23 protein-coding genes are annotated in these 20,236 nt (G+C 44.1%); 4 read left to right on the top strand and 19 right to left on the bottom strand.

What is annotated here, in order from left to right; all coding sequences use genetic code 11:
• Window positions 1-29: 29 nt before the first annotated feature.
• From hutI to ACFQ38_RS07375, 3 genes are all read right to left on the bottom strand, one after another.
• Window positions 30-1,283, bottom strand: a complete 1,254-nt coding sequence (hutI, locus tag ACFQ38_RS07385) for an imidazolonepropionase (protein ID WP_381480245.1) — start codon at window positions 1,281-1,283, stop codon at window positions 30-32.
• The gene (gene hutU, locus ACFQ38_RS07380; RefSeq protein WP_381480244.1) at window positions 1,280-2,953 is read right to left on the bottom strand and encodes a urocanate hydratase; all 1,674 of its coding nucleotides are present in this window, start codon (window positions 2,951-2,953) and stop codon (window positions 1,280-1,282) included. The genes hutI and hutU overlap by 4 nt, the downstream gene beginning before the upstream one ends.
• Before the next feature lie 195 nt (window positions 2,954-3,148).
• On the bottom strand, window positions 3,149-4,591 hold the full coding sequence (locus tag ACFQ38_RS07375; protein ID WP_381480243.1) for a helix-turn-helix domain-containing protein: 1,443 nt from the start codon (window positions 4,589-4,591) through the stop codon (window positions 3,149-3,151).
• A gap of 83 nt (window positions 4,592-4,674) precedes the next feature.
• On the opposite strand from ACFQ38_RS07375, the gene hutG reads away from it, so the two are divergent.
• Window positions 4,675-5,634: a formimidoylglutamase gene (hutG, locus tag ACFQ38_RS07370; protein WP_381480241.1), complete on the top strand. Its 960-nt coding sequence runs from the start codon at window positions 4,675-4,677 to the stop codon at window positions 5,632-5,634.
• A 360-nt stretch (window positions 5,635-5,994) separates the two neighbouring features.
• On the opposite strand, the gene ACFQ38_RS07365 is transcribed toward hutG, so the two are convergent.
• Both ACFQ38_RS07365 and ACFQ38_RS07360 read right to left on the bottom strand, forming a co-directional pair.
• Window positions 5,995-6,672, bottom strand: coding sequence for an LrgB family protein (locus ACFQ38_RS07365; protein ID WP_336824314.1), 678 nt, complete (start codon window positions 6,670-6,672; stop codon window positions 5,995-5,997).
• Entirely contained in the window at window positions 6,669-7,025 is a 357-nt protein-coding gene (locus ACFQ38_RS07360; RefSeq protein WP_336824313.1) for a CidA/LrgA family protein, read from the bottom strand. The genes ACFQ38_RS07365 and ACFQ38_RS07360 overlap by 4 nt, the downstream gene beginning before the upstream one ends.
• A gap of 355 nt (window positions 7,026-7,380) precedes the next feature.
• On the opposite strand from ACFQ38_RS07360, the gene ACFQ38_RS07355 reads away from it, so the two are divergent.
• Together ACFQ38_RS07355 and ACFQ38_RS07350 are read left to right on the top strand one after the other, a co-directional pair.
• On the top strand, window positions 7,381-7,764 hold the full coding sequence (locus ACFQ38_RS07355; RefSeq protein ID WP_336824312.1) for a DUF485 domain-containing protein: 384 nt from the start codon (window positions 7,381-7,383) through the stop codon (window positions 7,762-7,764).
• On the top strand, window positions 7,761-9,290 hold the full coding sequence (locus tag ACFQ38_RS07350; protein ID WP_336824311.1) for a solute symporter family protein: 1,530 nt from the start codon (window positions 7,761-7,763) through the stop codon (window positions 9,288-9,290). The genes ACFQ38_RS07355 and ACFQ38_RS07350 overlap by 4 nt, the downstream gene beginning before the upstream one ends.
• Window positions 9,291-9,365: 75 nt before the next feature.
• Here the strand turns inward: ACFQ38_RS07350 and moaA are convergent, their stop codons facing one another.
• From moaA to ACFQ38_RS07320, 6 genes are read right to left on the bottom strand one after another with little or no spacing between them, the layout of a single operon-like run.
• On the bottom strand, window positions 9,366-10,376 hold the full coding sequence (gene moaA, locus ACFQ38_RS07345; protein WP_336823503.1) for a GTP 3',8-cyclase MoaA: 1,011 nt from the start codon (window positions 10,374-10,376) through the stop codon (window positions 9,366-9,368).
• Window positions 10,377-10,382: 6 nt separating this feature from the next.
• Entirely contained in the window at window positions 10,383-10,952 is a 570-nt protein-coding gene (mobA, locus tag ACFQ38_RS07340) for a molybdenum cofactor guanylyltransferase (RefSeq protein ID WP_381480240.1), read from the bottom strand.
• Window positions 10,952-11,185: a molybdopterin converting factor subunit 1 gene (moaD, locus tag ACFQ38_RS07335; protein WP_381480239.1), complete on the bottom strand. Its 234-nt coding sequence runs from the start codon at window positions 11,183-11,185 to the stop codon at window positions 10,952-10,954. Before moaD ends, mobA begins: the two co-directional genes overlap by 1 nt.
• Window positions 11,182-11,628: a molybdenum cofactor biosynthesis protein MoaE gene (locus ACFQ38_RS07330; protein ID WP_381480238.1), complete on the bottom strand. Its 447-nt coding sequence runs from the start codon at window positions 11,626-11,628 to the stop codon at window positions 11,182-11,184. Before ACFQ38_RS07330 ends, moaD begins: the two co-directional genes overlap by 4 nt.
• Window positions 11,615-12,127 (bottom strand): molybdopterin-guanine dinucleotide biosynthesis protein B, encoded by a 513-nt coding sequence (gene mobB, locus ACFQ38_RS07325; RefSeq protein ID WP_381480236.1) that lies wholly within the window; start codon window positions 12,125-12,127, stop codon window positions 11,615-11,617. Before mobB ends, ACFQ38_RS07330 begins: the two co-directional genes overlap by 14 nt.
• Complete coding sequence (locus ACFQ38_RS07320) at window positions 12,124-13,380, bottom strand: molybdopterin molybdotransferase MoeA (protein WP_381480235.1); 1,257 nt, start codon at window positions 13,378-13,380, stop codon at window positions 12,124-12,126. The genes mobB and ACFQ38_RS07320 overlap by 4 nt, the downstream gene beginning before the upstream one ends.
• A gap of 120 nt (window positions 13,381-13,500) precedes the next feature.
• Here ACFQ38_RS07320 and moaC point away from each other — a divergent pair, with 120 nt between their 5' ends.
• Entirely contained in the window at window positions 13,501-13,992 is a 492-nt protein-coding gene (gene moaC, locus ACFQ38_RS07315; protein WP_381480234.1) for a cyclic pyranopterin monophosphate synthase MoaC, read from the top strand.
• A 4-nt stretch (window positions 13,993-13,996) separates the two neighbouring features.
• On the opposite strand, the gene ACFQ38_RS07310 is transcribed toward moaC, so the two are convergent.
• The 8 genes from ACFQ38_RS07310 to ACFQ38_RS07275 all read right to left on the bottom strand — a co-directional run bounded on the left by ACFQ38_RS07310 (window position 13,997) and on the right by ACFQ38_RS07275 (window position 20,215).
• Window positions 13,997-14,506, bottom strand: a complete 510-nt coding sequence (locus ACFQ38_RS07310) for a MogA/MoaB family molybdenum cofactor biosynthesis protein (RefSeq protein ID WP_336823510.1) — start codon at window positions 14,504-14,506, stop codon at window positions 13,997-13,999.
• 36 nt (window positions 14,507-14,542) lie between these two features.
• Window positions 14,543-15,562 carry a ThiF family adenylyltransferase gene (locus ACFQ38_RS07305; protein ID WP_381480233.1) on the bottom strand — a complete coding sequence of 340 codons (1,020 nt, stop codon included), beginning with the start codon at window positions 15,560-15,562 and terminating at the stop codon, window positions 14,543-14,545.
• Window positions 15,563-15,610: 48 nt separating this feature from the next.
• Window positions 15,611-17,122 (bottom strand): nitrate/nitrite transporter, encoded by a 1,512-nt coding sequence (locus ACFQ38_RS07300; protein ID WP_381480232.1) that lies wholly within the window; start codon window positions 17,120-17,122, stop codon window positions 15,611-15,613.
• A 73-nt stretch (window positions 17,123-17,195) separates the two neighbouring features.
• The gene (locus ACFQ38_RS07295; RefSeq protein WP_381480231.1) at window positions 17,196-17,360 is read right to left on the bottom strand and encodes a hypothetical protein; all 165 of its coding nucleotides are present in this window, start codon (window positions 17,358-17,360) and stop codon (window positions 17,196-17,198) included.
• A gap of 65 nt (window positions 17,361-17,425) precedes the next feature.
• Window positions 17,426-17,965 (bottom strand): hemerythrin domain-containing protein, encoded by a 540-nt coding sequence (locus tag ACFQ38_RS07290; RefSeq protein WP_381480230.1) that lies wholly within the window; start codon window positions 17,963-17,965, stop codon window positions 17,426-17,428.
• A gap of 15 nt (window positions 17,966-17,980) precedes the next feature.
• A complete protein-coding gene (locus tag ACFQ38_RS07285; protein WP_336823515.1) occupies window positions 17,981-18,628 on the bottom strand; it encodes a response regulator transcription factor in 648 nt (215 codons plus the stop codon).
• A 76-nt stretch (window positions 18,629-18,704) separates the two neighbouring features.
• On the bottom strand, window positions 18,705-19,754 hold the full coding sequence (locus tag ACFQ38_RS07280) for an ATP-binding protein (protein ID WP_381480229.1): 1,050 nt from the start codon (window positions 19,752-19,754) through the stop codon (window positions 18,705-18,707).
• Window positions 19,751-20,215 (bottom strand): GAF domain-containing protein, encoded by a 465-nt coding sequence (locus ACFQ38_RS07275; RefSeq protein WP_381480228.1) that lies wholly within the window; start codon window positions 20,213-20,215, stop codon window positions 19,751-19,753. Before ACFQ38_RS07275 ends, ACFQ38_RS07280 begins: the two co-directional genes overlap by 4 nt.
• Window positions 20,216-20,236 lie beyond the last annotated feature (21 nt).

Genomic DNA, 20,236 nt, shown 5'->3' with positions numbered 1-20,236 from the left:
GCCAAATGCTTTTCATTCCCGGCAATCACTTACCCTACAACCCGTTTCCCTTTTTTCAAAACTTGACCAACGTGATTCACACCAAACAAATATTGAAGCTCTTGATAGTTTGCTACATTCCAAATGACAGCATCGCCCAACTTACCGACTTCTAATGAGCCGACTTCGTCTTGCTTGCCGATAGCGCATGCTGCATTGATTGTCGCCGCAACAATTGCTTCTGCCGGTGTCATCCGCATGGAAATGCACGCTAGATTCATAACTAGCGGCATCGATGTTGTCGGAGATGAACCCGGATTGCAATCTGTGGAAATTGCGACAGCTACGCCTGCATCGATCATCTTCCGGCCCTTTGCAGCTTCTTCACGCAAGTACAATGCAGTCGCCGGCAATAAACAAGCGATGACACCCGCTTCTGCCATCTTTTCGATTCCTTTATCTGATGCTTTCAATAAATGTTCAGCTGAAATCGCACCAACCTTCGCGGCAAGTTCCGCGCCCCCATAAGATTCGATTTCATCCGCATGAATTTTAGGGATTAAACCATGTTCTTTTCCCGCTTCTAAAATACGCTCTGACTGATCGGGCGTAAATACTCCAACTTCACAAAACACATCATTGAAAACGGCAAGCTTCTCTTCTGCAACGACTGGAAGCATATCATCAATGATACGATCAATATATTCTTCTTCCTTGCCTTTATATTCTTGCGGCACCGCATGAGCCGCCATGAAAGTCGGCACTAAGTCGATCGGATGCGATTCATTCAGACGCTTCATGGCGCGCAGCTGCTTCAATTCCGTTTCCAAATCAAGTCCGTATCCGCTTTTCCCTTCAACAGTCGTTACGCCATGCTTCAAAAACGAGTCCAATCTTCGCGTAGTTTGCTCAATCAATTCCTCTTCCGTCGCCTCACGAGTCATCCTTGTTGTCGCATGGATGCCTCCGCCCGCATTCATAATATCCATATACGTTGCACCTTCAAGGCGCATTTCAAATTCTCGCTCACGGCTTCCTCCATAGACGACATGTGTATGAGGGTCAACGAGACCTGGCGTAACAAGCTTTCCCGTCGCATCGACAACTTCTGCTTCTCCCGCACGTTCCCGATAAATGCGCTCTAATTCTGCAGTTGTACCTACTGCCGCAATTTTGCCATCTTCTATCCAGACGCTGCCATCCTCAATTATGCCTAACTCCGACATTCCCTCACGCTTCCGCGGCGCATTATCACCGGCAATTGTTACAAGTTGTGCTGCATGTTTAATCCATACGTTATTCAAGAATTTCCACCTTCCATCATCGGGATGCGAACCCCTTTTTCTTTCGCCGTTTGAATGGCCAAGTCATAGCCTGCATCGACGTGGCGCGCAATGCCCATCCCCGGGTCTGTCGTTAACACTCGTTCAAGCCGCTCTTCCGCTTCTTTCGTTCCATCTGCAACAATTACCATTCCAGCGTGTTGGGAGTAACCCATGCCGACACCGCCGCCATGATGCACGGACACCCATGTTGCACCGCCTACCGCGTTAATCATCGCGTTCAATATTGGCCAATCGGATACGACATCAGAACCATCCTTCATCGCTTCCGTTTCGCGGTTCGGCGAAGCGACGGATCCAGAATCCAGATGGTCGCGGCCGATAACGATTGGTGCGCTTAACTCGCCGCTTGCGACCATATCATTAATGATTTTCCCGAAACGTGCGCGTTCTCCATACCCTAACCAACAAATGCGGGATGGCAAGCCTTGGAATTGAATTTTTTCCTGAGCCATTTTAATCCAATTACAAAGATGTGTATTATCGCTAAATTCACGTAAAATGACTTCATCTGTTTTCCGTATGTCTTCTGGGTCCCCCGATAAAGCAACCCAGCGGAACGGTCCTTTTCCTTCGCAAAATTGCGGCCGGATATAGGCTGGCACAAATCCCGGGAAGTCAAATGCGCGTGCCACGCCTTCATCCTTCGCTACTTGCCGTATATTATTGCCGTAGTCAAAAGTGACCGCCCCTTTATCCATCATGTCAATCATCGCTTGCACATGTTTTGCCATCGCTGCTTTTGAACGTTTCACATATTCATCCGGATCTGCTTTACGCAATTCTTCAGCTTCCGTCAAAGACATGCCTGATGGTATATATCCGTTCAACGGGTCATGCGCCGATGTTTGGTCAGTCAAGACATCCGGATTGAATCCTCGAACGATCATCTCCGGTAAAATATCGGATGCATTGCCCAATAAACCAATCGACAATGCTTTCCCTTCTGCTTTCGCTTCTTCAGCAAGCCGAATCGCTTCATCCAATGAATCCGTTTTAATATCTGTATAGCGGGTTTCAATTCTGCGGTCGATTCTCGTCTCGTCAACTTCAATTCCAATGCAAACGCCGCCCGCCATCGTCACGGCTAACGGTTGAGCGCCTCCCATACCGCCAAGGCCCGCGGTTACTGTAATTGTCCCTTGCAACGAACCGCCAAAATGCTGTTTTGCAAGCTCTGCAAACGTTTCATAAGTTCCTTGCACAATTCCTTGCGAACCAATGTAAATCCAACTACCCGCTGTCATTTGCCCGTACATCATTAAGCCTCTCTTATCCAGCCCATGAAATGTATCCCAATTGGCATATGCCGGAACAATATTCGAATTGGCAATCAAAACCCGCGGTGCATTGGCATGCGTCTTGAAAATGACAACTGGCTTTCCGGATTGCACTAACAATGTTTCATCATTCTCTAATTCTTTCAACGAGCGAACAATTGCATCGAAGCTTTCCCAATTCCGAGCAGCTTTCCCAATTCCCCCATAGACGACTAATTTTTCAGGATGCTCCGCCACATCTGGATGCAAATTATTCATTAACATCCTTAATGCAGCTTCCTGCTGCCAGCCTTTCGTATGCAATTCAGTACCTCTGTATTGAACAACCTTCTCCATTGTATCCGCTTTCATTTCAACTACCTCCCTTTCCTTACTTTCATTCTATAGGAAAGATTCAGAGAACATTTTATACATTTTTCTCTTTTTTATATTTTTGCAACTCTTTTTTCATTCTTTCCATCTATGAATTATACTTTTCTTCAATATATTTAACGTTCCAAACAAAAAAGCATAACAGACGAATGATCGCCGTTACGCTTAAATTCGTTATTTTTTTCTGCTGCCTTGCAATTTTCGATAACGATAAGGAGCCATGCCATTTTCCTCTTTGAAGCATTTGCTAAAGTAGGTTGCATAAGTGAAACCTGCCGCCCGGGAGACTTCCTCGATGGACAGATCCGTTTTTTTCAAAAGTCTTTCCGCTTCATTTAATTTTATTTTCAATAACGACTTGCTAAATGATTCACCTGCTTCTGTCGAATACTTTCGGCTCAATGTGTTTTTATGAATATCCAATTCTTCAGCACAAGCTTCCATCCCCCATGAAGCATTCCGAAAATTCTCCTTCATAAGCTCCCGTACTTTATCAACGATTCGGTTTTCATTGGCAGCCTGTTGTTCCGACTGTTCTAAAAGCTTATTTACAAACGATAGGAACAGCTGGATAATTTGGTACATAACCCTCTCCCGAATAATCGTTTCAAAAAGGGAATGATATGCAGCTTCCAATGAAGGCGTCTGATAAGCATGAGCAATCATATACCTCCTGATTTGCGCTAAAATGCTCGTCAATCGCACACGTATCATTTCAGGATCCGGGAAGGGCGGTGATAGTGCTAAAAAATCCTTCTCCATCCATTCACGTATTTGAACAGCCTGTCTCTTTTCTAACATTTCCACCCATCGTTCTTGTTCTGATGGAGATAAAAACGGATCCATTTCACGCCATTTAAGCTCTTCTTTCACAATTGACAAAATATCGTATCCGTCATAGAAAATTCCTTCTTGCACCTTGCGCAACTTTTGATAAAGGTCACGATAATTACTCTGACCGTTATCTGTATGCAAATAAATCGTCAATAAAGCATCCGACTGACGTTTATAATTTGAAAAAAATATGCTGTAAGCTTCCCTCAATGGCTCCTCTTCCTGCGAATAATGAATCGTAAACAAAAAATCGGAAAACGGAAAAACGCGGTAACGATCCGGGAAATCGAAATTCTTCATTTCACGGACGAGATTAGAAATTTCATCAATTTGTGACGGTGCAATCAAACTGACTGTCACCGGCCTATCCGGAACAGCATTTCCTACAAGCAAATCTTCATAAGAAACCATCTCTTCATTTGACGATGCTTGGCCTCTTAATTGCTCTGACTCATTTCTCCATCGAAACCTCATTTGCTGCACTTGTTTCAATAAACGCTCCGGTTGAAACGGCCGAAACAGCACATCCTCCGCCTTGCATGAAAGCGCCTTATAGACTGTTTGAAAAGTCCGATCAGACGATATGCCGATCCAATGAATATGTTCCGGTGGCTCCACTTCTCCCGACATCACATAATGCATATCAATAATGCACAAATAGGCGTCTTTTAAAATGTCTATTGGTTCCACAATTTCTACAGTCACATCGTTCCATTGCGATGTAAGAAGCCATTTCAACCCTTGTGCTTCAAGCGGATCTTGGATGAGCAAAGCTACATGCATGGACTGCCACCCCTTTTCTATCGTTCTATTGTAATTTTTCGAATCCAAACTATATACTGAAATATAGGAGTCTTGCAGAAAGGATGATTGAATTGGAATTTAACCAATCCGTTTGGACAGGCAGAATCGATGATGCAGATGACCGGGCAAGCTTCCGCTACCATCAAATTGTCGAACTCGCACCGCTTGATCAGCTAAAACATTGCAATGAAACTTGTGCAATTATAGGGTTCTCCTGTGAAGAAGGTGTCCGTCGCAATAAAGGAAGATTAGGCGCAGCGAAAGCCCCCGACGCTTTGAGAACTGAATTGGCAAAGCTTCCTTGGAAATTTCCCGAATCAAAAAAACTGCTCGATACAGGTACCATTTCCTGCACGGACGGCGACATGGAAACAGCCCAGCAAAACTTAGGACATGCCGTTAGTACGATCTTATCCTCCGGTGCAACGCCGATTATATTAGGCGGAGGGCATGAAACTGCTTATGGCCATTATTTAGGCATCCGCGATGCATTTGGACAAAATGCTTCGATTGGAATCGTCAATATCGATGCCCATTTTGACTTGCGGCCGTATGACGAGCAGCCTTCATCCGGGACAATGTTCAGGCAAATATTGGAGCATGACGAACATGCGAACTATTTCGTCGCCGGCATTCAACGATTTGGCAATACGCAAGAACTATTCGATCGAGCAGATAAATTAGGAGTGCTCTATGAGTACGAAGATCGTATGACTGACAGCAATCTAGATAACGTCCTTACTACATTGGAAGAATTCATCGAACAACAAGATGCAGTATTGCTCACATTATGCACAGACGTAGTAAATGCCGCATTCGCACCTGGCGTCAGTGCCCCGTCACCGTTCGGTCTATCCCCTTTAATAGTCCGTACGATCATACGAAAAGTTGCCGGACACCCAAAGACGGTTTCATTCGACATAAGCGAAGTGAATCCTGCCGTCGATGAAAATGGCCGCACACAAAAATTAGGCGCCTATTTCGTCAACGAGGCAATCGCCTCCTTCATGGAAAAACAATAACACGAAGCCATCCAATCAGCAGGATGGCTTCCCTTCATTGAAGGCATCATTTATTCTACAAACGCCAGAACCCAAGTCCAAGCTCATAAATCCCCCAATAAAGGAATAAACTACAATCACAAACTCATACCCCCCGCAAAACGTTTAAACCCTTATTCCCCACGCATAAAGCCCTTCCATCCTCACATACATCATATGATCGAATGCACTTAACTCGCCTCATCGTGCGAATAAAAAGAGAGATAAATCCTACACTACTAAAATAGTATCACAATTCTGTCATCCAGCAATTAATTCATGGAAGAGATACACGACTTATAAAAATGCCTCGCATCAAAAAACAGATGCAAAGCACTTCCTTTAAAAAAGTAACGGGCATAAAAACGTTATGAAAATTGCGGTTAATATATACGCGACTGTACTTATCGAACCTTCTTCGTTACTCATTTCAAACATTTTCGCTGTACCGATTCCGTGGGAGGCAATACCGATTGACAATCCCCTTGCAACCGGATGGAAAACCTTCAAAAAATTCAATATCGGTACACCAAACACTGCTCCAAAAATACCTGTCACCATCACATACACGACAGTCAACGATGGGATTCCCCCGATTGACTTGGATATTTCAATCGCAATTGGCGTAGTTGCATTTTTCGGTATGATGGAACGCGCAACTTCCGGGTCGACTTGAAAAAGTAAACTTAAATAATATCCGCTGAATAAGCCAAACGCCGCTCCTCCAATGACACCAAATAAAATAGGCCATAAAAACTTTTTCACAGTCGGCAAATTAAAATACAGCGGATATGCCAGTGCAACAACAGCAGGACCTAATAAAAAATTCCATACTTCAGCTCCTTTCATATATTGGTCATACGGAATGTTAAAAAGTAAAAGAAAAAGAATAATTACGATCGTCGAAGGAATCAATGGCATCATAAATGGCTTATGGTACACGGCATAAAGCTTAAGCGCTCCCCAATAAGTTCCCGCTGTAATCAACAATCCGAATAGCCATATCCAAACGGAACTCATCGGCTCTCCCTCCTTCGGATGAACCATTGTACACTAAATGCAGTCACTGCAATCGTCAGAAAACTGCTCATCATTGTTGTTAGCACTGAAACCGCATTCCACGTTTTAAATAAATTCAAATACAAAATAATCCCAACGGTTGCAGGGATAAAAAATAATGTAAAATGCCGAACTAAAATTTGCGCTCCTTCAGTATGAGTGCTTACACTGGCATCCTTGAATACTATTAAAAAAATCAACAACAGTAATAAACCGATCATACTGCCTGGAATGGGCAATCCAGTCCATCGTTGTATTCCTTCACCAAGAAAATAGAATAGGAAGATGAAGATGAGTTGAATGATCCTTTTCATTCATATCGCCTACTTTCTCTAACTTATCGGCAAAACGGACAGATCTCATCCACAGAACTTGTTTTGTCGCTCTTTCCGAACTAGCATACAGCTCATTTTTAAAAACGTCAATGCGGAGGGAAATGGTCGGATTTTTTATTTAAAGAGCAAAACTGTTTACGTAAACTATTTTATGAAATAAATCTATCGCCTGTTCCTCCTCTACTCTAATAGACTAAATACAGACTATGAAATTGAGAGACTAAAGAACCATTCTAGATATAAGGAGAAAAAAACTTTTGAATATTTCGTTTAAAAGAGGTAGACTATACACATCTTTTTGAACATTTTGTCATTAAAAGGGGGCGTATTATTCTTGAAAGTTGAAAGCGTTTACAAAGAGAATGAGTCAATTGCTCAACAAACAGACTCGAACATTACAACGTCACAAAGTGGGGTCAATTTTGAAAAAGTCGCGGCAAGTCAAAAATTTAAGGCGTTAACCTCTAAAAAAGCCAAGTTCATCGTTCCAATGAGTATCTTTTTTCTTATTTTTTACTTCATGCTACCCATTTTAACTTCTTACACAAACATCCTTGAAAAGACAGCAATCGGTGACATTTCTTGGGCGTGGATTTATGCTACTGCACAATTTATTATGGCATGGGTGCTTTGCATCGTTTACGTGAAAAAATTTCAATCATTCGATAAAGATGCAAATGACATCATCGAATCGGAAATCAAGGAGGAAAGCCGATGAGCCCCACAGTGATCATTCTATTTCTATCAATCGTTATACTAACTTTGTTCATTACTTACTATGCAGCAAAAAGAACAAAAACTGCCGGAGAATTTTACACAGCGGGCGGCGGATTAACCGGATGGCAAAATGGTTTAGCAATCGCAGGGGACTATTTATCGGCAGCCTCTTTCCTTGGGATTGCAGGAATGATTGCATTATTCGGTTTTGATGGTTTCTTCTACAGCATCGGTTTTCTAATTGCCTACTTGGTCGTTATGTTCTTAGTAGCAGAACCGTTGCGGAATCTTGGCAAGTATACGCTGGCGGATATGATCAACTCCCGTTTCGATGCAAAAAAAGTCCGCGCCGCGGCCGCACTTAGCACCATTACAATTGTTGTCTTTTATATGATTGCTCAACTTGTTGGAGCAGGCGCACTCATTCAATTATTATTCGGCATCGATTATTGGATTGCCGTTCTAATTGTCGGTGTCATGATGACTATCTATGTATTATTTGGCGGAATGACAGCGACAAGCTGGGTTCAAATTGTCAAAGCTGTATTGCTTATGCTCGGAACTGTCATTATCGCAGTTCTTGTATTCGCACGTTTTGATTTCAATATTGCACATATGTTTACAGAAATGAAAACCGCTACCGAGCACGGTGAGGCATTCCTTCAACCAGGATTGAAGTACACAGTTCCGCTTGATACGATTTCGCTCATGATTGCGTTAGTGTTAGGAACTGCAGGCCTTCCGCATATTCTTATGCGCTTCTTTACCGTAAAAGATGCGAAAACAGCACGCAGCTCGGTTGTCACTGCAACTTGGATCGTTGGTATTTTCTACATTTTAACGATCTTCTTAGGCTTCGGCGCTGCTGCTTTCGTTGGACATGATGTCATCGTCGGAGCAAATGCTGCAGGAAACATGGCTGCACCACTATTGGCAGAAGCATTAGGTGGGGACTTGCTCATGTCATTCGTTTCTGCGGTTGCTTTCGCCACCATTTTAGCTGTCGTTGCAGGACTTGTTTTAACAGGAGCTTCTGCATTTGCGCATGATATTTACGGTCAAATTATTAAAAAAGGAAATATTACTGAGAAACAACAGATTAAAGCTGCTCGCCAGGCATCACTTTGGGTATCCGTCTTCTCCATCTTGTTAGCACTATTTGCACAATCAATGAATGTTGCATTCCTTGTTTCCCTTGCATTCTGTGTTGCGGCAAGCGCAAACTTGCCAGTCATTCTTTATACGATTTATTGGAAACGCTTCAACACAGCAGGTGCAATGACAGCAATGATCTCTGGTCTTGTCTCGTCTTTGATACTCGTTGCTTTGAGCCCTAATGTCTTATCTCCGGTTGAAGGGGCTGCAATTTTCGTAGGAGACCCAATTTTCCCACTAACAAATCCGGCAATTATTTCTGTTCCGCTTGGATTTATAGGTGGGATTGTAGGAACGCTGCTATCAAAAAGCACCGACGAGAAGAAATATGCCGAAGTTACTGTTCGGGCGAACGTCGGGTATCGCGATTAAAAACAAAAATACCCAAGCATGCTTATCTCAATGCATGCTTGGGTTCAGTTTTTTTAATTTCAATACCGTCTTTCTTCAACCGCCAATATAACTCATATTAATTTTCTTTTTATTTTTCACCGTCTGTTCTGTCCGTTCGTCAGAATAACGATCTCCTCTCCGTTCCCATACCGCGATAATTTCCTGCAGCAGTTCCTCATCTGTTTTACCGCCGCGGACCAGCTCTCGCAAATCAAACCCTTCTGAAGCAAACAAGCAAGTGTAAAGCTTTCCGTCAGAAGACAATCTTGCGCGCGTGCATGATGAGCAAAATGATTCCGATACCGATGTAATGAAACCTACTTCTGCCCCATTATCCACATAACGATAACGCTTGGCAACTTCCCCGAAATATGCTTCTTCCGTAGGCTCCAGTTCGTATTGACCCTTCAGCATGCCATAGATTTCTTGTTTCGTCACAACGCTATCAAAGCTCCACCCGTTGTCATTGCCGACATCCATAAATTCGATAAACCGTAAACTAATGCCCCGCTCTTTAAAGTAGGAAGCCATTGGTAAAATTTCACTTTCATTTACGCCCTTTTTCACGACCATATTAATTTTGATCGTAAAACCGATCTCTTTAGCCCGATCGATATTGGAGAGGATTAGACCCGGTTTAATGCCCCTGCCGTTCATTTCGCCAAAAATTTGAGGATCCAATGCATCGAGGCTCATATTCAATCGGCGCAAACCTGCATCATACAACGGTTGCGCATACTGTCCCAACAATACGCCATTCGTCGTCAATCCGATATCCTCAATACCGTCGACCGACGTCAACTTCGCAATCAATTCCGGCATATTGCGTCTCATGAGCGGTTCTCCGCCGGTTACCCGAAGCTTCTTCACGCCTAAAGAAGCAAACAACCGTGCAAAGCGCTCAATCTCCTCGAATGACAATAGCTCACTCCTCGGCAAAAACACGTAATCATCTCCGAAAATCTCCTTCGGCATACAGTACGTGCAACGGAAATTACAGCGGTCCGTCACCGAGATTCTGAGATCTCTAATCGGGCGCCCTAATTTATCAACAATCGGATTCATCTTTCCTCAGCTCCTCTCCAAGATGTCCGGTGTATTTACATTCTCAAATGATATTCGAGCATTTTTCGTCAATTCGTGGCCATCTATCCATCGAACGCCATGATTTTCTTGGACAATCATTACTCTTCGCTGGCCATTTTCAAGTGCGTTTCGAAGCCCTTTCTTAACAGAAGCATCCCAAATCGAACAGAGCGGGTGGCGTTTTCCATCTACTTCGACGGCAGTTACACCACCATGATGCCGTCTTATTAATTCTCTCATGACCTCTTCTGTTGTGAATGGCATGTCGCAAGGCAAGACGATGTAACGATCTGCTTCAATAGCTTCCATTCCGGATAATATCCCTGCTAGTGGGCCATCTCCGACGAATGGCTCAATATCCGTCACTACGTGGAGCTCTTTTGGAAATCGATCGACCAATTCTTGTCGCGTAACGATAACAAGTTCTTCGCAAAGCTGCCCAATCGCATCAATTGAACGTTCATAAAATTGACGGCCTTGCCACGATGCAAAAGCCTTTGGAGAACCAAATCGTCTTGACAAACCGCCTGCTAAAAGAATGCCGGCAGTCTTCATTAGCCTCCACTCACTGGAGGAATGAACGCACAAACATCACCGGACTGAATGATGTCATCCAATAATGTATACTCTTCATTGACAGCGACTTGGACATAATCAGCACCAAAGCCGGGATATGTCGTTTCTGCCCATTCCAACAATTCTCGAACCGTTATTTCATCCCGTTCCAACATTTCTTCGCCTTTTCCTGTCAATTCCCTTAACCGCGCAAAATAATGCAGCTTAATCATTGTTGCGTAACCCCACTTTCAGGATATTTTTTCTGTGAACCAATCCATTCTTCGCCGTCTTCCCAAATTTCTTTCTTCCATATAGGCACAACTTCTTTTATTCGATCGATCGCATACTCATTCGCCTCGTAAGCGGACTTCCTATGAGGAGAGGCAACAGCTATGACGACAGCGATGTCAGAAATTTGCAGTTCCCCGATCCGGTGGGCAATTGCCACACGGATACCTGGCCACTTCTCTTCCATTTCCTTGCCGATCTCCGCCAATTTCTTTTCAGCCATCGGAACGTATGCCTCATACGACAAGTAGAGCGTTCGTACACCATGCGTCCATTCACGGACATTGCCAGTGAAAATCGTGACGGCTCCCGCAGACGGATGCAACACATAATCCGCATATTTTTGAATATCAATCGGTTCTTCTACTATTTCAAACGGTTTCATTGCTATCATCCTTTCCAATCCACTCTAAAAACCAACAATCGATTGCCTCAATTTCTTCTCTGCTTCGAATATGGCTCACTTCACCTGCTATTTCGGGACATCCGACTAACAAGCGAATCCCCTCTAGATCACAAAGCGTCTCCCAATCTGATCTGTCCCGCAGCAGCAGCACTTTATCTCCTTTTTCCTGTTTATATCCTTCAATTAATAAAACATCTGGTTTACCGATCGAAGCGATTTCCTTCAGCTTATGGAAATTAGGCTCTTCATTCCAAATGAATTGCACTGCCCCTCCGCCGGCTACTGCTGCCGCATCGGCACCTTCATACAAAAATTGCATCGTGTCAGTGTTTCCATCAGGCATTTGTGGTTTCCCCCCGTGGCCGTGATGTTTCAAAACGGAGACGGATAAACCTCTTTCCTTCAATAAACGGACCCACCGCGCAATTAACGTCGTCTTTCCGCTATTTTTATAGCCGACGATATGGAGGGTCTTCATACTGTCCACTCCTGAACGCCAGTCTCACTTCCGATAAGCAAAAGATCAACGACAGCGCCTTTCTCATATCCTCTCGTTCCACTTGGCAAAACGATTAAGCAATTCCCTCTCGCAATTGAGGAGACGGCATTCGACTTATTGAATCCCGCGGGCAATGCGATTACCTTCCCATCTCTAAATTCCCACGTTGCACGGATAAAACGCGTGAACGGATTCGGTTTCGTAAAGTCCTCCCATAGAACCGCTGACATCTTAGGCATGTAAGGCGCATTGCAGCCCATCATCTTTAGAATTGCAGGCCTTACAAACAATTCAAACCCAGTGAAGCAAGCAGATGGATTGCCGGATAAACCGAACAGCAACTTGCCATTCAAAACAGCCACAGTCGTCACGCTACCAGGACGCATCGCTACTTTATTGAACAGCACGGTTGCACCAAGCCGCTCATAAATCGCAGGTAAATAGTCGTAATCTCCGACAGATACGCCACCTGTTGTAATAATGAAATCCACTTCGCTTAACGCCTGCTCGACAATTGCCGTACATGTATCCAACTCATCCGCTGCCATCCCGTAGGAACGGCATTCAATCCCCATCCTTTTTAACTGCGCTTCAATCATCGGGCCGTTCGAGTTGCGAATTTTCCCAGGAACTAATTCATCTGCTACATCCAACAATTCCGTTCCTGTTGAGAGTATGCCAGCGACCGGCCTCTTCCCGACTGTAAGTTGTGCATAGCCAAACGTAGCCAACAACGCGACCGTCCCTGGATGGATCAATGAGCCAGCTTCAATAAGCAACTCGCCTTCTTTTGCGTCCTCTCCCTTGAACGAAACATTCTCCCCTGCTTCAAACGGCTTTCTTATTGTAAAACCGCCATCCAGCTCGGTCGTTTGTTCAAACATGACGACTGTATCTGCATCTTCAGGCAATTGTGCCCCCGTCATAATTCGATATGCTTCCTTTTCACCGATCGGCTTTTGCGCAACTTGGCCGGCTCCTATTTCTCCAATGACTGAAAAAGGAACCCGATTGTTACCGGATGCACCGGCTGAATCTACTGACCGAATTGCAAACCCATCATACGGCGATCGATCAAAAGGCGGTACATCGTGTTTAGCTATGATCGGCTCTGCAAGCACCCTTCCATACGCTTCATCCAATTTAACCGTTTCTATTCCAGTAGATGAAGCATGTTCCATCACTGCACGAACTGCCTCATCGACCGGAATCGGTTTTCTCATTTCCACCAAGCGAATCGACTCCCATCTTCTGATATAATTTAATGAACAAGTGCCGAGCACCAGCTCCAATAAGCGCATGTTGATTTCCGAACTGCTTCTTGAACCAAATACTTAAAGGGGATGAATCTAGTGTCTGAACTAACGCATTTCAATGAACAAGGAAGGGCTAAAATGGTCGACGTTTCCGATAAAGCGGTAACGACGAGAACAGCGATCGCCACTTCTTCCATTATCGTCAATCAAGATATCCATTCGCAAATTACCGAAGGGACAAATAAAAAAGGTGATGTTTTTGCCGTCGCGCAAGTCGCTGCTATTATGGCAGCGAAAAATACATCCTCTATCATTCCGATGTGCCATCCGATTCCACTTACAGGCGTAGATGTCCATTTTGAGTGGAACATAGATGAAACATCCAATCATTATGAAGTGCTTATACAAGCCGAAGTGAAGACGAAAGGTGTCACCGGTGTCGAAATGGAAGCGCTAACCGCTGCTACTGCGGCCGCCCTTACGATATACGATATGTGCAAAGCTGCCGGCAAAGAAATGGTCATTGGCCAAACGATGCTACAAAAGAAAACCGGAGGCAAAAATGGCGATTTTGAGCGGACAACTTAATCGATCAGTCCAAATGCTTCGTCAGTTCACGCACAATATGGTGCAGCTCAGGCAATATTAATTTCCTCATGCCTAATTCAACCGCTTTCGAAGAGCCGGGCAATGCGAATAAAACTTTCTCATGGATTGCACCCGCAACAGCCCGGCTCAAAAGCGCCTTCGATCCGACATCCTCCGAATAGCTTAAAAACCTGAACAGCTCTCCAAAACCATCCAAAGGCTTCGTAAAATACGGAGTTACCGTTTCAATCGTCTGATCCCGATGACTAATGCCCGTACCGCCAGTCAAAATGATTGCTTCTACTGTAGACTGCTTCAGCCATTCTTGTAGGTGTTTGCTAATTTGTGACGGATCATCTGTGGAAATTCGATAGTCTACGATCGAATGTCCCTCTGCTTCAGCCATCCGCTTAATCGTCGCGCCGCTTTTATCGTTCTCCATCGTGCGCGTATCACTTACCGTTAAGATACAAATAGCAACCGGCTTTTTCACCGTATTCTCTAAATGAGACAATGATGCTCCTCCTTTTTTCATTGTTGTTGCCTAAAGTTAACCGAAATATTGATGGTAAAGCTTCCTTCCCTCTTGCCTATCCTTCAATCCATGTATAAGCAATCTGCCATTGCCGAACAAAACATAACGGTAGCCTTCTGCTTGGAACTCTACGAAAAACGGTGTCTCTTTATACGGCATATTTAATTGTTCAGCAATTCGCACTCCATCCTGAATCGTTAATGTTCTATCACGATCTGGCACAACTTGGACTGCATTTCTACCACAAAGAACAGCGTAGTCTGTTTCCTCCGGTTCATAGATCGCAGGATATGTCGGTGCTTCGCCGCAAGTGGCGCAGTTCTCTTTTTGAAGCCTCGAAATTCCTGCCTCTACTTGCGTAGTATTCCAAACATCGAAGTGGAGTAGCTTCGTCATCATGGCCTCTTCATTACCGGTCAGAAATTTAAGCGCTTCTGCAGTTTGCCTCGCAGCAACAATTTGCACTGCTGGCGCAATAATGCCTGCAGTGTCGCATGTTTCATTCACAGAGGGAAGTGAAGGCAACAAACATCGAAAACAAGGGGTTTTTCCGGGAATGAAAGAAAAGACAGTCCCCGAACTTCCGACACATGCACCGTGAATCCATGGAATCCCTTTTTTCCAAGCCATGTCATTCATTAAAAGCCTTGTCTCAAAATTATCTGTTGCATCCATTATCAAATCTGCGTCCTCGACAATCGACTCAAGCAACGGCCCATCAACATGATCAAGTATCATACGAAGCTGGACATCTTGCCGAATCGCCTTTAATCTACGCTCCGCAGCGACGACTTTCGGTATTTGTTCTATTGCGTCCTGCTCCGTGAATAACTGTTGCCTTTGCAAGTTGGAAGCTTCGACATAGTCTCTATCCGCGATTGTCAGCTTGCCAACTCCAGCCCTTACGAGTGTTTCTGCAATCGGCGATCCTAAAGCGCCACAGCCGATTATGACAACATGCGCTTTTCCTAATTTTTTCTGTCCTTTTTCCCCGATCGGTTTGAAAAGTGTTTGCCGTGAATATCTATTGTCCAATTCGCACACATCCGTTCATTTTTCAAATGAAGCGAGGGCTTCCGATCGTTATGATCGTCTGCCCTCTTCATGCGAAGGTGTAATATCGCTGAAAGTTCCGACATAACGCTCGATTTCTCCGGAACTGTTTCGCACTTCATTGATCGTCAGCAATTCCAAATACTCTTCGCCGTTTTTCTTCTTATTCCATATTTCACCTTGCCATGCACCTTGTTCTCCAATAATGCTCCACATCGTCGTGTAAAATTGCTTCGATTGCCTTCCCGAACTTAGAAGGTTCGGGTTGCTGCCGATAACTTCCTCTTCAGTATAACCTGTCAATTGCGTAAATGCAGGGTTGACCGATAAAATCTTTCCTTTATCATCTGTTACTAAAATTCCTTGGCCCGTTGAGTCGAAAACATCTTTCGCTAATGCAACACGGTCCATGTAGTAAAGCCAGACAACGAATACGAGGCTGACGAGTGCCACCTGTGAAAATGCCATAAATCCGATAGAGTAAGAACCTGTCATTGAGTGGATTGTCGAAAGAAGCAACGGAGGAAAAAATCCGCCAAGCCCTCCCATCATTGAGACAATCCCATTGACGATTCCGGCTTGCTTATTAAAATAGAAGGGCACTAACTTGAATATGACGCCATTTCCAATTCCAGCAGTTGTTGCGATAAGCATACTGCCAATTGTGTATAGGCCGATCTCCGGTGAAAACGCTAATAAAATGGCAGCAATCGTCAAGCCTGCAAAGCAGCCCATTAGGAGGAACAAAGGTTGGAATTTATCGGCAAGCCATCCGCCTACCGGACGCAATAATGTTGCAACGACTATGAAGCCAGCTGTCCGCATTCCAGCGTCCACTTTTTCCAGTTCGAAATACGTTACTAAGAAGTTCGGAAGGAAAACTGTAAACGCGACGAACGAACCGAAAGTGATGAAATAGAACAGCGAGAAAAACCAAAGCTTTTCATTTTTATAGACACCTTTAATCTGCTCGACGATCGGCGTCTTCACTTTCACTTCTTGGCGATCTCCGAGAATGAAGTTTAAAGCAGCAAACACTAACAATAGGATAAGGTATAGCTTGACAGTCATCGACCAGCCAATTTGCGTTGCAACTACAGGAGCGGCAAATGTCGATACGGCGGTTCCGATATTCCCCATCCCGTAAATGCCGTTTACGAGACCATGCTTCTCTTTTGGATAGTATTTTGGCAGCGACGTTACCCCTACTGAGAAGATTGCTCCCCCGATTCCAAGGAACGTACCACCGATAATTAATCCGGTGAATGAGGATGTTTCACTTATGTAGTACACTGGAAAGAGAAGCAAGATGAAGCTGATGATGAATATAATTCTTGCTCCTAAAATGTTTGCATAATAGCCTAACGGAATACGCAAAACAGAACCTAACACTACGGGTACAGCTGTTACTATCGCTAATCTTTCAGGCGGTATGGATATGTCTTCGGTAATGAAAGGCAATAAGGAGGATAATAATACCCATACCATGAAGCCAATGACTAAGTTGGCTGTCTGTAATGGCAACTGCGCTTTTTTTATCATGTCGATCAGTCCATTCTGAAAGTAGTGAGTAATTATAATGAATCACTTGTTTTTACAACAAGATCGAATACTATTAATTTCCGTTCCCGGCGGACGTTTTCCGCGTGCAAGCACCGAGCCGCTTCGCCCCTTTCAAGGTACAGCTGGAAAAGACGTAAAGAAGAACGACTGTTGCAAACAAATGCGAAGCTTGTGGCAGAGCTTGGCCTTTCGCCGCTTTCCACTTCAATCCACTCATTAATAGATCATCTTGACTAAGAAATTCTTTTCCCGATAATGCTCAAATGAATGAATCATAGCATTTTACTTACCTATCTCAACAATCGGTGTATACAATTCTTCAAATAACTGGTCTTGTTCTTGGATTCGTAAAATGTTTATGACCATCGGAAAGATGATCGATTGCTCTTTGACGAAGTGTACGGTAATGACTTCGAATGCTTCGCCTGCGTCCTTTACGACGTCTTTCATGTCTTGCAACGTGAGTTCCTGCAAGTCGCCCATTGTGTGGTGGAGGAAATGTCCGATGTAGGCATCGATTTCTTCATGTTCTTCCTCGACCGCAAGAACTGGGCCTTGCTCGTCTCCGATGTATTTGGATAGCATTGGAAATAAGAACTCTTCCTCTTTGTCTGTATGGTTTTTGAAAGGCTCAATGAAGTCGACGATGAGCCGCCGCAATGTTGATAATGCTTCGCGGGCCTCCTCTTCTGTATAAATATACCTTTCAAATCCTAAGACGATCGGATGCCATTGATCCATTAAATAGGACAAGTATTGGTGTTCGTTCTCTAATACCCGCAATGCGGGCAAATCAAATTGAACTGTATTTTCCGTCGTCAAACTGAAACACCTCTTTCAGAAGTTCAGGAACTTCTTTCTCAACGCATATTCCACAAGTTCCGGCCTGCTTTTCAAATTGAGTTTTTCCATAATTTTCGACTTATGAGCCTCTACAGTTTTCACAGAAATGTATAGCATTTCGGCTATCTCTTTATTGCCATAGCCCTTCGCAACTAAAGGTAAAATTTCAATTTCGCGTCGGGAGAGGATTTTATAAGGGTCCGTCTCGATTTCCTTATCATCCTTCGTTACGAATTGTCGTACGAGGGAGGTGGCCATCGATGGATGGATGTAAGTGCCTCCGTCGTAAACAGTCCTGATTGCCTTTAGCAGCTCTTCGTCGGGGGAGTTTTTTAGGACATAGCCCGAAGCCCCGTTTTTTAGGACATGGAATAAATATTCTTCGTCATCATACATCGTTAAAATAACAATTTTTGTTTCAGGAAAATCCTCTCTAATTTTCCCTGTCGCAATGAGACCGCTTTCGCCGGGTGGCATGCTTAAATCCATTAGCAGTATGTCCGGCCGGTGCTTGGCAACTTGGTCATATGCCTCTAGTCCATCCGCCGCGGTCGCCACGACATCCATGTCACTTTGAAAGTTCAAAATATGCATGAAACCACTGCGAACGACTGCATGATCGTCAGCGATAATGATCTTCACTCTTTTATTCTCCTTCAAATTCATTTAGTCAGCCCAGCATTTATTAAGAACCTATTTAACTATCGATCGGCATTTGCTATCGCAAAGGAACATCCAACTGCACAATCGTTCCTTTACCAATTTCCGAACGGATTTGCAAATTTGCCTCCACTAAATCAGCTCGTTCCTTCATGCCATAAAGTCCCAAACCTGTCCCTTTAGGGGCATTATTGTCAATCTCGAATCCTACTCCCTCATCTATGACAAGTAAATGGAGCATATGATCCGCCTCGTACAACCTAACGACAATTTCATCTACTCCGGCATATTTCAGCGCATTCAAAACTGCCTCCTGGCAAACTCGATAGACAACCGTTTCAACTTCTCCGTTATAACGTTTCGCTTCAAGCTCCGGATTGAAATGAACGACAACTCCATAGTTTTTCTCTATCCACTTAAAATGGGTCCGAAATGCGGCCATCAATCCAAGATCATCAAGCGTTGCCGGCCTCAGTTCCACGGACATATGGCGAATGTCGTCCAACAATCGCATAAGAGAGCCTTCTGCTTGTTGAAGTTTTTTCAGTACGTCTGCTTCTACATTCATATATTTCAAAACTCGCAAATCAACGAGTGAGCTAAGCATTTCTTGCGCTACACTATCATGGAGCTCTCGGGAAATACGCTTTCGCTCATTTTCCTGCGCCTTAATGATCTGCTTCATCATCAACTTCTGATTTAGCTCTTCTTGCGTCTTATATTGGCGCGTCAAGTCCCTTAACATGAACACACGGATGCCTGTTTCAGGATCTATCGTCTGGATGCTTGCCGAATAAGGGATGACCCCTTTCCCTTTCGTATCGAAATATACTTGGAAAGAGCTAATATCTTCTTCCGGATTCGACATATAACAGGATAGGCACGTCTGCAATTCATCTGTACTCGTATACCCTTTGCATGTACGGCAAATCGCTTTCGTGCTTCCCGCCATCATCTGCTCATAAACATCATCCGCCAAAATTTCCTCAGCTGCCCGATTCATTGATAAAACCTTGCCATCGCGATCAAAAAAGAAGATGATTTCGTCTGAATTAGCGTATAGCTTTGTCAATAAATTCATGACGCTGCTTTCACCGTTCCGCTTCATTCTTTCACCATCTCCTTGTCATAAAATGGGCCAAAGCCGTCTTTGATTGTCTCCTTGAATTGCTCGAAAATCGTTTCTGTCAGTTTTCGTTTCGCCCGGAATCCAACGAGCAATACACCTTTCACCCGATTGTACTTATAAAGCGGTACTGCACCGAAGCTTTTCAATTTTTCCGTCATGATGATTGGATAATTGAACAGATCGTCCGGACTCAAATCCGTCTCAGCATCTCCAACATAGATTGGTTTTCCTGTTTTGAACACCAAACCGGCGACTCCTTTTCCCGATTGTAAAACAATTCGCCGATAACGCTCACTCCGATTGCCCACTACATTCGTCCATCTCAATTCAAAATTCCGATCCGGCGACTGTATTAGCGCGATTCCAACAAAATCAAAGCCAAAGGATTGCTGGATCCGCTCCAATTCCCCTTGAAAATTAACATTTGCCCACTCGTTCATAAGCCATTTCTCCTCATTGAA

This window comes from Sporosarcina contaminans (assembly GCF_042679045.1).
Classification (GTDB): Bacteria; Bacillota; Bacilli; order Bacillales_A; family Planococcaceae; genus Sporosarcina; species Sporosarcina contaminans.
Note: the sequence above shows the minus strand (reverse complement) of the source record. Positions and strands in the feature narration are given on the sequence as shown.

Coding starts and splice junctions, on each gene's coding strand:
- hutG (WP_381480241.1), top strand. CDS start 4,675: ATGATTGAATTGGAATTTAACCAATCCGTTTGGACAGGCAGAATCGAT.
- ACFQ38_RS07375 (WP_381480243.1), bottom strand. CDS start 4,591: ATGCATGTAGCTTTGCTCATCCAAGATCCGCTTGAAGCACAAGGGTTG.
- ACFQ38_RS07280 (WP_381480229.1), bottom strand. CDS start 19,754: ATGAAGCGGAACGGTGAAAGCAGCGTCATGAATTTATTGACAAAGCTA.
- ACFQ38_RS07330 (WP_381480238.1), bottom strand. CDS start 11,628: ATGAAACCGTTTGAAATAGTAGAAGAACCGATTGATATTCAAAAATAT.
- moaA (WP_336823503.1), bottom strand. CDS start 10,376: ATGAATCCGATTGTTGATAAATTAGGGCGCCCGATTAGAGATCTCAGA.
- hutU (WP_381480244.1), bottom strand. CDS start 2,953: ATGAAAGCGGATACAATGGAGAAGGTTGTTCAATACAGAGGTACTGAA.
- ACFQ38_RS07300 (WP_381480232.1), bottom strand. CDS start 17,122: ATGATAAAAAAAGCGCAGTTGCCATTACAGACAGCCAACTTAGTCATT.
- ACFQ38_RS07295 (WP_381480231.1), bottom strand. CDS start 17,360: ATGAGTGGATTGAAGTGGAAAGCGGCGAAAGGCCAAGCTCTGCCACAA.
- mobB (WP_381480236.1), bottom strand. CDS start 12,127: ATGAAGACCCTCCATATCGTCGGCTATAAAAATAGCGGAAAGACGACG.
- moaD (WP_381480239.1), bottom strand. CDS start 11,185: ATGATTAAGCTGCATTATTTTGCGCGGTTAAGGGAATTGACAGGAAAA.
- ACFQ38_RS07360 (WP_336824313.1), bottom strand. CDS start 7,025: ATGAAAAGGATCATTCAACTCATCTTCATCTTCCTATTCTATTTTCTT.
- ACFQ38_RS07350 (WP_336824311.1), top strand. CDS start 7,761: ATGAGCCCCACAGTGATCATTCTATTTCTATCAATCGTTATACTAACT.
- mobA (WP_381480240.1), bottom strand. CDS start 10,952: ATGAAGACTGCCGGCATTCTTTTAGCAGGCGGTTTGTCAAGACGATTT.
- ACFQ38_RS07275 (WP_381480228.1), bottom strand. CDS start 20,215: ATGAACGAGTGGGCAAATGTTAATTTTCAAGGGGAATTGGAGCGGATC.
- ACFQ38_RS07365 (WP_336824314.1), bottom strand. CDS start 6,672: ATGAGTTCCGTTTGGATATGGCTATTCGGATTGTTGATTACAGCGGGA.